The following is a 12,574-nucleotide window of genomic DNA, read 5'->3' on the forward strand; positions in this document are numbered from 1 at the left end:
ACGGGCGCGCACTGGCTGGCGCGCCCGAGGCCTGCTGCAAAAGGGGCAGGTCAACCCGCCATTTTACGTTACGGGCGGATGATGGCGTATTGGGTCCAGTCGCCGCGGCGCACCAGCACGTGCACGGGGCGGTTCTGGGGCACGGCAGCGGCAGCGGCCTCGAACTCGCGCACGCTGGCCACCGGGCGGTTGCCAACGGCCAAAATCACGTCCTCGGCTTGCAGGCCGGCCCGAGCCGCCGCGCCGCTGGCCGCCGCCACCCAGACCCCGCCGTCGATGCGCAGGCTGCGCCGCTCGGCCGCCGTGGCCTCGCGCAAGTTCAGGCCCAGGCGCTGCGCCGCCGGGGTGGCTGTAGGTGGCTCGGCGTCGCGCTCGCCGGCGCGGGCGGTGCGTTCGTCCTCAAAGGCCGCCACGGTCACGGTCAGGGTGCGCTCGGCCCCTTGGCGCCACACCCGCACCGGCACCCGGGAGCCGGGCGCGGTGCCGGCCACGATGCGCGGCAGGTCGGTCGAGCGTTCTACCGCTTTGCCATCGAAACTCAAAATCACGTCGCCGGGCTCGATACCACCGCGAGCCGCCGGCGAGTTGTTTTCCACGCCCCGGATCAAGGCCCCGGTGGCGCGCTGCAGGCGCAGCGCTTCGGCCGTCTCGCGGTCCACGGCGGCGATCGCTACGCCGATGCGCCCGCGCGTGACGCGGCCGGTGGCGCGCAGCTGGTCGGCAACCACCATCGCTTCGTCGATCGGAATGGCAAAGGAGATGCCCTGAAAGCCGCCCGAGCGGCTGTAGATCATGCTGTTGATGCCCACCACCTCGCCACGCATGTTGATCAGGGGCCCGCCCGAGTTGCCGGGGTTGATGGCCACGTCGGTCTGGATGAAGGGCAGGAACTCGCCTGTTTCGCGCTGCTTGGCGCTGACAATGCCGGCGGTGACGGTGTTTTCAAGCCCAAAGGGCGAACCGATGGCCATGACCCACTCGCCCACGCGCAGCCGCGTCACGTCGCCGATGCGCACCGTGGGCAGCCGGGTGGCCTCGATTTTGACCACCGCCACGTCGGTGCGCCGGTCGGACCCGACCACGCGGGCGGTGAATTCGCGCTCGTCGTTGAGCGTCACCACGACCTCGCTGGCGCCCTCGACCACGTGCGCGTTGGTGAGGATGAAGCCGTCGGGCGTGAGGATGAAGCCCGAACCGACGCCACGCGGGCGCTCGATCTCGGGCCCGTCTTGCGGGCCTTGGGGGCCGCGCGGTGACATGCCGGGGGGCAGCGGGATGCCAAAGCGGCGAAAGAACTCCTGCATTTGGTCTTCGGGCGAGCCGCCGCGGCGCACGCGCTCCACGGTGCGGATGTTGACCACCGCCGGCCCGACCAGATCGGCCAGCACCGTGAAATCGGGCAGGCCGCGCACCTCCACCGGGGGGGCACTGGCTGGGACCACGGTAGCTGCGCTGCGTGCGGGCACGGCCTGCGCCATGGCACCCAAGGGCAGCGGGCCGCTTGAGGTGCCGGAGGCAACGGGCGTGCCAGGCTGCGCCTCCACCGTCTGTGACTGCGCCAGCCACAACACGGCCACCAAACCGAGTGCAGCCGCGCTGGCTGCCAAGTAACGCCGGGTGCTTTGGGTAAGGATCTTCATGGTAGGGGGTACTCCGTCGGTCAGGGCTGGTTCATTTTGCCCCAGATGCGGCAAATCGCGGTGCAGCGCCTAAGAATGGGGGTGCCACAGCGGATATTCAAGCCTCAGCGCAGCCGCTCGAGCGCTTGGATGTGCAACAACAGCGTCTCGGGCGGCACCTCGCCCATCGCAGTCACCCAATGATCGCCCACACGGCGCGTCAACGAATGGGTGGCGCCTTCAGCCTGCACCGACTCGCGCGTGTGCCGCTGCGGGTTGAAGGTTTCAATGAACAGCGACACCGACGCCAAGCCGTCCGAAAAAACCCACTGGGCAATCGGGGCGGCGTTCGGATCCTGTCGCAGATTGAATACCATGGGTTGAAAACCGGGCACATCGTGGCGCATGCGCCAGCGCTGATCGAGTGCCGTGCTGGGGCGTTGCACCGAATGCACGATGCGGTAGCCGTTGGTCTGCTCAAACTGGCGCGCCAACAGCTCAAGGCGCACAGGGGCATCGAGCTGCAGCTCGGTAAACGCCACCTGCTCCAGCACGCGCCCTTGGGGGCTGCGGGTTTGCATTTTGAGCATCAAGCCGGTGCGCTGCTCAGACCAGACGCGGTAGCCAAAGCGCAGCCCGTCGGCGGCGACAAAGTCCACCACCGTGGCCTCCAGCCCCGCTACGCGCTCGCTGCCGACCACGCGCACGCTGTAAAACGAGTCGATGCGCGGGTTGGTCGGGCGCAGCCAATCGGGGAACTGGCGCAGGGCGTCGCGCCGGTCTTTGTGCACCAGCTTTTGGACCGGGAAAAAAATCGCCACTTCGTCGTTGCGCCGCATGGTGATGCGCGGCGCACCAGTCAAGGCCTCGATGCGCTCCAGCTGCTGGCGCCCATCGCACACGTGCCAGATTTTGGAAGAGGCGATTTCGGTGCCGTTGGAAAACACAAAGGTGCCCGTGTACGAGCGGTTGCGCGTGGCCATGTGCAGGCGCTCGAGCCAGTGCAGAACCGACTGCTGCTGCGCGGCGTTGCCCGGACTGGCACTGCTGGCGGGGGCGTTGGCTTGGGGTGCAGCCGCTGTGGGCGCCGCGCTCTGCGCGTACACCGCAGATGCACCCAGAGCCAGCCACAAAGCAACGGTCCGACGCGAAAATTCTGCCGCCCTTGAATCTAAAACGCGGTGCATGTTCATCAATTAGCGGGCCGATCGTAGGTGGCGTTGCGCATGAAGCCCACCGGCACGTGCAAGGCGTTGAGGCTGCCGTGGTGGCGGTGCGCCGCCATCAGGGCCTCGAACTGCGGGTCGCGCCAGACCAAACCGTGGGCAGTGGCCACAGCCTGCAAATCGGCGGGCTGCGCAGCAGGGTCGGTGGCAGACACCTGCAATGGGGCCGGGGATTGCGCCCATTGCTGGCCGGCGTCTGGGGTGGCGGCACCGGGCAGCAACGACCACGACAGGGCAGCCACCGCCGCCACCGAGGCCAATCCGGACACCATTTTCCAGCGAAACACGGCGTCGTTGGCGGCGTGCTGGGCGGTAGGCAGCGGCACAGCGGGTTGCTGCGCGCGGGGTTGCTCGGGCTGGATGGGCGCTTGGGGCTGCGGGCTCGTTTCGGGTTGCACGTGTGCTGCGGGCTGCTGGGGCGCCGCCGCAATCGGGTTCCAGGCGGGGGCCGGCTCGGCGGCTAGGCGCGCCAACACGGCATTGGCAAAGTCTGGGCTGGCGGGCGGGTGCGCCGGCTCACCGCGCAGCGCCTCGCCGATCCAGTGGTGCAGCGACCAGTCGGCACACAGGTCGGCGTCGAGAGCGGCATCGAGCTCGGCATCAAGAGCGGTATCGAGATCAGAACCGCGCTCAGCGCCCAGTACGGGCCGCTGGCGCCCCGGCGTGGCGAGGGCCTGGGCCACGCGCTCGGGCGGGCACTCGCCGTCCACCAAGACCGACAACCATTCGCGCGCGGTTACTGGGTCGGCATCTGGCGCCGCCGCGTTTGCGGCGCCAGAGCCCGTCGGGCCAGCTGGGTTGAGCGCGTCGGCTTGGGCGGGGTGCTCGGCCTTGTGGGCGTTGGAGCGGGGCATGGTCTGCATGGTACTGCGCTTTCACATTCAGGGTTGGCCGCTTCACCAGCGCTTGCCCGACTGGCGCTCCAGCATGGGCTTGATGCGCGCCGAAATGGCTTCGCGGGCGCGGAAAATGCGCGAGCGCACCGTGCCGATGGGGCAGTCCAGCGCTTGCGCAATTTCCTCGTAGCTGAGGCCTTCGATCTCGCGCAGGGCAATGGCCTGCCCCAATTCTTTGGGCAGCGCCTCCATCGCGTCGTTCACGGCTTGGGCGATTTCTTTGCTCGCCAGCAACGACTCGGGCGTTTCGGCATCGGCTACTTGCCCATTTAGTTCGAGTTCTGGTGCGGAAGTTTCATCGTCTTCGTTGCGCATCAGCGAACTCATCAGCACCACCGGGTCGCGCTTGAGCTCCATGAGCTGTTTTTTGGCGGTGTTGACCGCGATCCGATACAGCCAGGTGTAAAACTGGGCCTCGCCGCGAAACTGGCCCAGCGCCCGGTAGGCACGGATAAAGGTCTCTTGCGCGATGTCCTGCACCAAGTCGGAGTCGCGCACCATGCGCCCGATCAGGCGCTCGACGCGGCGCTGGTATTTGACCACCAGCAAACCGTAGGCGCGTTGATCCCCGGCCAGCGTGCGCTGCACCAGCAACAAATCGGCGTTAACGGGGAGGGATTCGAGTTCGGTCATGGTGATCGGTGAGGGCGAGTCAATATACCCGATCGCTGCTCTGGTTTGGCCCCAAGGTGCGCGCAAGCGCTGGCGCATTTGTAAGTTTGTGCAGCACTCGGCCTCTCAGGGTTGGCGCTGATGGTGCACAGCGGCGCGAAGTGCCTGCCATTGCCCCGGGTTTTGGCTGCGCTCGAGCCAGACCCAGCCGCGCAGGCCGCTGGCGCTGTGCCAATGCAACAGCAGCAGGCCCTGCAGATCGAGCACGCAGCGCAACTCGGTCAGCTCGAGGCCACGCCGCCACGCGGGGCTAAACCAGCGCCACTGTCCGCGCGCACCGGGGCTGCGGTTACGCGCACCGGGCGGCACGGGCTCCCACACCAGCTCGCCTTGCACCGGCTGGCGCAAGCGCCACAGGCACCAAGCCAGCAGCGCGACACCCACAGCCAAGCTGACCCACCAGGCCGGTGGCGCCACGTGCGCGGGGGCCAGCGTCAGCCAAAGCAACAAACCCGCAGCCCACGCCAGCGCCAGCCCAGCCAGCGCCACGTATTCGGCCTTGGGCGCCCCGACGGGGTAAGAGACCGCAGGCGGGCCTTGCATGGCGGGGGTGCTTATGAAGGACGCGGTGGTCGATGAATCGGCGGCAAATGGGGATGCCGCCGCCTACACCAGACGGCGCCGCATCAAGCCAAGCACGAACGAAAGCCCATCAGATGCGCTTGAACACCAGCGAACCGTTGGTGCCGCCGAAGCCGAAGTTGTTCTTCAGGGCCACGTCGATCTTGCGCTCGCGCGCCGTGTGGGCGCAGTAATCGAGGTCGCACTCGGGGTCGGGCTCGTGCAGGTTGATGGTCGGGGGGGCCACTTGGTGGTGCAGCGCCAGCACCGTGAACACGCTCTCGACCCCGCCAGCGCCACCGAGCAGGTGCCCGGTCATGGACTTGGTGGAGCTGATCAGCACCTGGCGCGCATGGTCGCCCAGCGCCGCCTTGATGGCGTTGCTCTCGTTGATGTCACCCAGCGGCGTGGAGGTGCCGTGGGCGTTGAGGTAGTCCACCTGGTCGGGGTTGAGGCCGGCGTTGCGCAGCGCCGACAGCATGGCGCGGCGCGGGCCGTCCATGTTGGGGGCGGTCATGTGGCCGGCATCGGCGCTCATGCCGTAACCCGCCACTTCGGCGTAAATTTTGGCGCCGCGGGCAAGGGCGTGCTCGTAGGCTTCGAGCACCAGCACGCCTGCCCCTTCGCCGAGCACGAAGCCGTCGCGCCCCCGATCCCAAGGGCGCGAGGCGGCGGTGGGATCGTCGTTGCGGGTCGAGAGCGCGCGCATGGCCGCAAAGCCGCCGATGCCCAGCGGCGACACGGTGGCCTCGGAGCCGCCGGCCACCACCACGTCGGCGTCGCCGTATTCGATCTTGCGTGCCGCCTCACCGATGCAGTGCAAGCCGGTGGTGCAGGCCGTAACGACCGCGAGGTTGGGACCCTTGAAGCCAAAACGCATCGACACGTGGCCCGAGATCATGTTGGTGATCGAGGCCGGGACGAAAAAGGGCGAAATGCGGCGCGGCCCGCGCTGCATCAGGTCGGCGTGGGTCTGCTCGATCAGCGGCAGCCCGCCGATGCCCGAACCGATCACGCAGCCGATGCGGCAGGCTTGCTCCTCATCCAGATCTGCCCCGGTGGGCAAGCCGGCGTCGGCCACGGCCTGCGCGGCGGCGGCGATGCCGTAGTGGATGAAGGTGTCCATGGTGCGCCCTTCTTTGGCGCTCATGTAGGCTTCGAGGTCGAAGCCGCGCACTTCGCCTGCGATTTGGCAGGCAAAGGCAGAGGCATCGAACTTGCTGATGGGACCGATGCCGGAGCGGCCTGCGAGCACGCTGGCCCACGCCTCGGGCACCGTGTTGCCCACGGGGCTGACGCAGCCCAGACCGGTCACGACGACGCGACGGCGGCTCATAGGCAACTCAGCCTTTCTGATGCGCCAGCGCGTAATCGACGGCGTGCTGAACGGTGGTGATTTTTTCGGCGTCTTCGTCCGGGATCTCGATCCCGAACTCGTCTTCTAGGGCCATGACCAGTTCCACGGTGTCGAGCGAGTCGGCACCCAGATCGGCCACGAAGGCTTTTTCGTTGGTGACCTGGGACTCTTCCACGCCGAGTTGTTCGGCGATGATTTTCTTCACACGTGCTTCGATGTCGCTCATAGTTCCCTCTGTGGGTGGTTGAAATGCAAGACCGGCATTCTAGCCGGGGTGGTTTAGGGTGCTAAACAACGGGGTGCGGCCACGCAACGCGCTGGGTCTAGGGGGCCGATGTTAGCGCAAGTGGGCAGCGGGGCCAAATCAGGGCATCAGCATGCCGCCGTTGACGTGCAGCTCCTGCCCGGTGATGTAGCTCGCCTGCGCGCTGGCCAAGAAGGCCACGGCCTGCGCCACATCGGCCGGTTTGCCCAAGTGCCCGAGCGGAATCTGGCCCAGCAACGCCTGCTGCTGGGCCTCGCTCAGGGCGGCGGTCATGTCGGTTTCGATGAAGCCCGGCGCCACGCAGTTGACCGTGATCTGGCGGCTGCCGAGCTCGCGCGCCAGCGCGCGCGTCAGGCCCGCGACACCGGCCTTGGACGCGGCGTAGTTGGCTTGCCCGGCGTTGCCGCTGGCCCCGACCACGCTGGTGATGTTGATGATGCGGCCCCAGCGCTGCTTCATCATCGGGCGGATGATGGCGCGGCACAGGCGAAACACGGCCTTGAGGTTGGTGTCGAGCACCGCGTCCCAGTCTTCGTCTTTGAGGCGCATGGCGAGCGTGTCGCGCGTGATGCCGGCGTTGTTGACCAGCACGTGCAGCGCACCGTGTTCTTTGACGATGGCATCGATCAGGGCCTCGGCGGCGGCGGCGTCGTTGACGTCGAGCCGCACGCCGCGGCATCCGGGGTGCGCCGCCAGCGCTTGGCTGATTTTGGCGGCGCCATCGTCGCTGGTTGCGCTGCCGATGACGCTGTAACCGCGCCGCGCCAACTCGAGCGCAATCGCCGCGCCGATGCCGCGCGTGGCCCCGGTGACGAGGGCGACTTGGGCGCTGCTGTGGCTGTTGGCGGTGCTCGGCGCGGCCGCTGGCACGGAGGCGGAGGGGGGGCTGTTGGTGGTTTCGCTCATGGGTTGTGTCGCTGCATGGGTGTGGGTGCGCGCGCTGGGCTCGGGCGCGCCGTCATGCCCGCTTGGCCCTTCAAACTATTTAGCCCAATTGGGCGCGCAACGCCGCCAGTGTAGCCGGGTCGTAGAGTGCGGCGCTGGCCAGTTCGGGGTCGATGCGCTTGACCAGCCCGGCCAGCACCTTGCCGGGGCCGCATTCGACCACCGTGCGCACGCCGCGCGCCTTGAGCGCCTGCACGCACTCGACCCAGCGCACCGGCCCAAAAGCCTGGCGGTACAGGGCGTCGCGGATGCGCTCGGGGGCGGTCTCGCAGGCCACGTCGATGTTGTTGAGCACCGGGATTTGCGGCGGCAAAAACGCCGTCTGCTCCAGCGCCACGCGCAGGCGCTCGGCCGCCGGGCGCATCAGGCTGGAATGGAACGGGGCCGACACCGGCAAGGGCAGCGCGCGCTTGGCGCCGCTGGTCTTGAGCAACTCGCAGGCGCGCTCCACCGCTGCCTTGCTGCCGGCAATCACGGTTTGCGCCGGGTCGTTGAAGTTGACCGCCTGCACCACCTCGGCGCTGCCTTGGCCAAAGCTGGCTTGGGCCTGCTCGCAGCCGGCGCGCACCTGTTCGGCGCCCAAGCCCAGAATGGCGGCCATGGCGCCGGCGCCCACCGGCACCGCGTCTTGCATGGCCTGGGCGCGCAGCCGCACCAGCGGCGCCGCCTGGGCCAGCGTGAGCACCCCGGCGGCCACCAGCGCCGCATACTCGCCCAGCGAATGGCCGGCGAGCGCCACCGGCGCCGCGCCACCCTCGGCGCGCCAGATGCGCCACGCCGCCACACCGGCCACCAGCATCACCGGCTGGGTGTTGGTGGTCAGTGCCAGCGCCTCTTTGGGGCCGTGCTGGATCAGCTGCCCCACATCCTCGCCCAAGGCGGCGCTGGCCTCTTGCAGGGTATCGGCCAGCACCGGGTGCGGCCCCCAGGCGTCGAGCATGCCCACCGACTGCGAGCCTTGGCCGGGGAAAACGAAAGCAAAATCAGACATGTAAGCGCTCCTTGCGGGCCCAGTTGGGCTGTCAATGGGTCTGGATTGGGGGCTGTTGATGGGGGCTGTAGGGGGGCTGTTGATGGGGGCTGTAGGGGGGCCGTCGATGCGAGTTGAATGGGGTCGAAATCCGTCGGGCCTTGGTGGGCTAGCCATGGCCCCCCTACAGGCGCAACAACACCGCGCCCCAAGTGAACCCACCGCCCACCCCTTCGAGCAGCAGCAGCTGCCCCGGGCGCACCCGGCCCGAACGCACGCCATGGTCCAGCGCCAGCGGGATCGAGGCGGCCGAGGTGTTGCCGTGCTCGTGCACGGTCACAATCACCTTGTCCATGCCCAGCTTGAGCTTGCGCGCCGTGCCCTGCATGATGCGGATGTTGGCCTGGTGCGGGATCAGCCAATCGACCGCGCTGGCCTCGATCCCGGCCTTGGCCAGCACGGCGCGGGCGGCCTCCTCCAGCACCCCGACAGCAAGCTTGAACACCGCCTGCCCGTCCATGCGCAGCAGCGGCGTGCCGCGCACTTGGCCGCCGGCCACGCTGCCGGGCACGCACAAAATGCCGCTGTGGCGGCCGTCGGCGTGCAGATCGCTGGCCAGCAGCGCCGGCCCGCTGCCGTCGTGGGTGCAGGCCTCGAGCAGCACCGCCCCGGCGCCGTCGCCAAACAGCACGCAGGTGCCGCGGTCGTTGAAATCGAGCAGGCGCGAGAACACCTCGGCCCCCACCACCAGCGCGCAGCGGGCGCTGCCGGTGCGGATGAGCGCGTCGGCCACCGTGAGCGCGTAGATGAAGCCGCTGCACACCGCCTGCACATCAAAGGCCGCCCCGCCCGCGGCGCCCGCCAAGCCTTGGGCCTGCGCGTGCTCGCTGAGCTTGCGCTGCAAGATCGTGGCGGTGGACGGAAACACCATGTCGGGCGTGGAAGTGGCGACAACGATCAGGTCCACATCCGCCACCTGGCGGCCCGCCGCCTGCAGCGCCTGCAAACAGGCTTGCAGCGCCAGATCGCTGGCCTCGCTGCCCTCATCGACAAAATGCCGCGCCCGGATGCCGGTGCGCTCGACGATCCATTCGTCGCTGGTTTCGATGCCGCGCGCGGCCAGTTCGGCCACCAAATCGGCGTTGCTCAAACGCTTGGGCGGCAGGTAGCTGCCGGTGCCGGTGATGCGGGTGTAGCGGATCATGGGCTGTACAAGGTTGCTTGGGGGCCAGTGGGCGTACCCGGGCCTTATGCCGGGCTGCCTAGACTTGCAGGACTAGGCGGCGCCAGCGGCGCGGCGGCAGCGATGCGCTCTTGCACCCGCTGCAGCAGTTGTTTGTCGGCGGCCTCGTAGGCGCGCCGCAGGGCCTGCTCGAACGCCATGGCGTCGGCCGAGCCGTGGCTTTTGAACACCAGCCCGCGCAGGCCCAGCAAGGCCGCACCGTTGTAGCGCCGGTGATCGACCCGTTCTTTGAAAGACGACAGCACCGGCCACGCCAGCGCAGCGGCCAGCTGGCTGTACCAGCTGCGCGAGAATTCTTCGCGCACAAAACCGCCGATCATGCTCGCCAGCCCCTCGCTGGCCTTGAGCACCACGTTGCCCACGAAGCCGTCGCAGACCACGATATCGACCGTGCCCTTGAACAGGTCGTTGCCTTCGACGTTGCCGTAAAAATTGAGGTCGCCGTGTTCGGCGGCGCGGCGCAGCAGCACGCCGGCTTGCTTGATGACCTCGTTGCCCTTGATGACTTCTTCGCCGATGTTGAGCAAACCGACCGTGGGCGAGGCCTTGCCGCTGGCCGCCACCAATGACGAACCCATGAGGGCAAATTGCAGCAGGTGTTCGGCGCTGCAATCCACGTTGGCGCCCAAGTCGAGCACGGTGGTGGCCGTGCCTTTGGCGTTGGGCATCTGCGAGGCGATCGCCGGGCGGTCGATGCCGTCGAGCGTTTTGAGCAGGTAGCGCGCGATCGCCATCAAGGCGCCGGTGTTGCCCGCCGAAACCGCCACCTGCGCCGCCCCGCTCTTGACCTGCTCGATAGCCACGCGCATGGAGGAATCGCGCTTGCGCCGCAGCGCCACCTCGACCGAGTCGTCCATGGCCACCACCTCGGAAGCGGGCACCACGGTGCAGCGGCTGGCGTCGAGCGCCGCCGGCAGCTGCGCCAAGGCTTGCGGCTGGCCGACCAGCAGCAAACGGGCTTGGGGGTGGCGCGCCAGAAACGCCGCACACCCCGCCAAGGTGGTGGCGGGGCCGTGGTCGCCGCCCATGCAATCGACCGCCAGCGTGATCACGATCGGCTGCCCCTTAGGCACGTGCATGCCGATAAAGCCCAGCCCAATCCCAGCGCTGGACTGCGCTCAGGCACTGGCTCGAGCGCGTGGGCCGACGCGGACAAGTGCGCAGGCGAGTACGCCGGGAAACGCGCAAGGACACCGGCAGGCGCAAGCCGGATCAAGCCTCGGACTTGTTCTTGAGCACCTGCCGGCCGCGGTAAAAACCGTTGGGGCTGACGTGGTGGCGCAGGTGCACCTCGCCCGTGGTGGACTCGATCGCCATGCCCGGCACATTCAGGGCGTTGTGCGAGCGGTGCATACCGCGCTTGGAAGGCGACTTTTTGTTTTGCTGAACGGCCATGATCGGCTCCTGGATGAAAGTGGGTGGCCCAAGGAGCCTGCCCGATTTTGCGACAATGCACAGCGTTTGCGACCCTAGGCAGCTGCAGCCATTGCCTGCAGCCACCCCAGTCACTCGCGTGCGTAACCTTGCATTATAACGCCGAGTCTGCGTTGGGTTTGCGCTGCGCCAGCACCTTAAATGGGTTTGGCTGCGGCGGCTCTTCTGCTGGCGCGGCGGTGGCATCGGCGTAGCCTGGCAGCGCGCTGGGGCAGGCCGCGTGCATGGGCACCAGCGGCAGGGCCAGCAACAGCTCGTCCTCGATCAGCCCGACCAAATCAAAACGCGGCTGCCAGACCAGCAGGTCTTCGGCGCTGGCGTCGTCTTCGGCCAAGGCGCTGGCCTCGTCGGCCACGAAGCGAAACCAGCGCTCGTCTTGCAGCGGCTCTAGGTAGGGCTCGAGGCAGCGCTGGCAGCGCAGCGGCACCTGGGCGCTCCAGCGCAGCTGCAGCCACAACTGGCGCGGCGCGCTGCGCCCCGCAGCCGGCGCGGCCGCCGGGCTGGTGCGCCACTGGGCCAGCGCCTGCCACATGAGCGGCACCAGCGGGCTGGGCCAAGCCGGCGCGTCGGCGCTCCAGCGCGGCAGATCGGCCAGGGCCAGCTCGCCGTGCAGCGGCTGCGCGCTGTCGGCCAGGGCACGCAGGTCGATGGCTTGGGGCCGGGGGGCGGGTTGGGTCATGGGGCTGAAGGCTGGGGACTGCTGCGCAAGTGCCCGATTTTAAGTGGCCGCCCGCCATGCCATACTTACAGCCCATGAACATCGCCGACTTGCGCAAAAGCTACGAACGCGCCGCCCTGAGCGAGGACGACTCGCACCCCGACCCGCTGCAGCAGTTTGGCCGCTGGTTCGAGGAAGCCCTGAACAGCGAACTGCCCGAGCCCAACACCATGACGCTGGCCACCGTGGGCAGCGACTTGCGCCCGAGCACGCGCGTGGTGCTGATCAAGGGCTACGACGCCGCTGGCTTGGTGTGGTACACCAACTACGACAGCCGCAAAGGACTAGAACTGGCCGGCAACCCGTGGGCGGCGCTGCAGTTTCACTGGACCGAGCTCGAGCGCGTGGTGCGCATCGAGGGCCGGGTGGAGCGCGTCAGCGCGGCCGAGAGCGATGCTTACTTCCAGACCCGGCCGCTGGAGCACCGCATCGGCGCCTGGGCCAGCGCGCAAAGCCGCGTGCTTTCCAGCCGCGCCGCGTTGGTGGCGCAAGCGCTCAAGGTCGGGGCCCAGTTTGTGCTGCAACCGCCGCGCCCGCCGCACTGGGGCGGCTACCGGCTGCGCCCCGACCGCTGGGAGTTCTGGCAGGGCCGCCCGAGCCGCCTGCACGACCGGCTGCGCTACCGCCTCGAGGGCACCGCCTGGGTGCGCGAGCGCCTGTATCCCTGA

General features: G+C 68.4%; 14 protein-coding genes. 1 reads left to right on the forward strand and 13 read right to left on the reverse strand.

Going from position 1 to position 12,574, the window contains the following annotated elements:
- Nucleotides 1–68: 68 nt before the first annotated feature.
- The 13 genes from ACVMK0_RS08120 to ACVMK0_RS08180 form a co-directional block, all read right to left on the reverse strand.
- Nucleotides 69–1,478 carry a Do family serine endopeptidase gene (locus ACVMK0_RS08120; protein WP_476464667.1) on the reverse strand — a complete coding sequence of 470 codons (1,410 nt, stop codon included), beginning with the start codon at nucleotides 1,476–1,478 and terminating at the stop codon, nucleotides 69–71.
- 266 nt (nucleotides 1,479–1,744) lie between these two features.
- Nucleotides 1,745–2,725: a MucB/RseB C-terminal domain-containing protein gene (locus ACVMK0_RS08125; RefSeq protein ID WP_171820297.1), complete on the reverse strand. Its 981-nt coding sequence runs from the start codon at nucleotides 2,723–2,725 to the stop codon at nucleotides 1,745–1,747.
- A gap of 86 nt (nucleotides 2,726–2,811) precedes the next feature.
- On the reverse strand, nucleotides 2,812–3,708 hold the full coding sequence (locus ACVMK0_RS08130) for a sigma-E factor negative regulatory protein (RefSeq protein ID WP_476463484.1): 897 nt from the start codon (nucleotides 3,706–3,708) through the stop codon (nucleotides 2,812–2,814).
- Nucleotides 3,709–3,741: 33 nt separating this feature from the next.
- Nucleotides 3,742–4,374, reverse strand: a complete 633-nt coding sequence (gene rpoE / locus ACVMK0_RS08135) for an RNA polymerase sigma factor RpoE (RefSeq protein WP_045536258.1) — start codon at nucleotides 4,372–4,374, stop codon at nucleotides 3,742–3,744.
- Nucleotides 4,375–4,479: 105 nt separating this feature from the next.
- Entirely contained in the window at nucleotides 4,480–4,956 is a 477-nt protein-coding gene (locus ACVMK0_RS08140; protein WP_250961032.1) for a hypothetical protein, read from the reverse strand.
- Nucleotides 4,957–5,065: 109 nt separating this feature from the next.
- Nucleotides 5,066–6,310, reverse strand: a complete 1,245-nt coding sequence (gene fabF, locus ACVMK0_RS08145; protein WP_476463485.1) for a beta-ketoacyl-ACP synthase II — start codon at nucleotides 6,308–6,310, stop codon at nucleotides 5,066–5,068.
- Nucleotides 6,311–6,317: 7 nt separating this feature from the next.
- A complete protein-coding gene (gene acpP, locus ACVMK0_RS08150) occupies nucleotides 6,318–6,557 on the reverse strand; it encodes an acyl carrier protein (RefSeq protein ID WP_045536264.1) in 240 nt (79 codons plus the stop codon).
- 138 nt (nucleotides 6,558–6,695) lie between these two features.
- Nucleotides 6,696–7,502: a 3-oxoacyl-ACP reductase FabG gene (fabG, locus tag ACVMK0_RS08155; protein ID WP_476463486.1), complete on the reverse strand. Its 807-nt coding sequence runs from the start codon at nucleotides 7,500–7,502 to the stop codon at nucleotides 6,696–6,698.
- A 79-nt stretch (nucleotides 7,503–7,581) separates the two neighbouring features.
- On the reverse strand, nucleotides 7,582–8,532 hold the full coding sequence (fabD, locus tag ACVMK0_RS08160) for an ACP S-malonyltransferase (protein WP_476463487.1): 951 nt from the start codon (nucleotides 8,530–8,532) through the stop codon (nucleotides 7,582–7,584).
- A 163-nt stretch (nucleotides 8,533–8,695) separates the two neighbouring features.
- Complete coding sequence (locus tag ACVMK0_RS08165; protein ID WP_250961028.1) at nucleotides 8,696–9,715, reverse strand: beta-ketoacyl-ACP synthase III; 1,020 nt, start codon at nucleotides 9,713–9,715, stop codon at nucleotides 8,696–8,698.
- A 44-nt stretch (nucleotides 9,716–9,759) separates the two neighbouring features.
- The gene (gene plsX / locus ACVMK0_RS08170) at nucleotides 9,760–10,806 is read right to left on the reverse strand and encodes a phosphate acyltransferase PlsX (RefSeq protein WP_476464668.1); all 1,047 of its coding nucleotides are present in this window, start codon (nucleotides 10,804–10,806) and stop codon (nucleotides 9,760–9,762) included.
- A gap of 160 nt (nucleotides 10,807–10,966) precedes the next feature.
- The gene (gene rpmF / locus ACVMK0_RS08175; protein ID WP_250961027.1) at nucleotides 10,967–11,149 is read right to left on the reverse strand and encodes a 50S ribosomal protein L32; all 183 of its coding nucleotides are present in this window, start codon (nucleotides 11,147–11,149) and stop codon (nucleotides 10,967–10,969) included.
- A 133-nt stretch (nucleotides 11,150–11,282) separates the two neighbouring features.
- Nucleotides 11,283–11,867 (reverse strand): YceD family protein, encoded by a 585-nt coding sequence (locus ACVMK0_RS08180; protein ID WP_250961026.1) that lies wholly within the window; start codon nucleotides 11,865–11,867, stop codon nucleotides 11,283–11,285.
- A 74-nt stretch (nucleotides 11,868–11,941) separates the two neighbouring features.
- On the opposite strand from ACVMK0_RS08180, the gene pdxH reads away from it, so the two are divergent.
- On the forward strand, nucleotides 11,942–12,574 hold the full coding sequence (pdxH, locus tag ACVMK0_RS08185) for a pyridoxamine 5'-phosphate oxidase (protein ID WP_476463488.1): 633 nt from the start codon (nucleotides 11,942–11,944) through the stop codon (nucleotides 12,572–12,574).

The sequence above is a fragment of the Serpentinimonas sp. SSL01 genome (assembly GCF_056323735.1).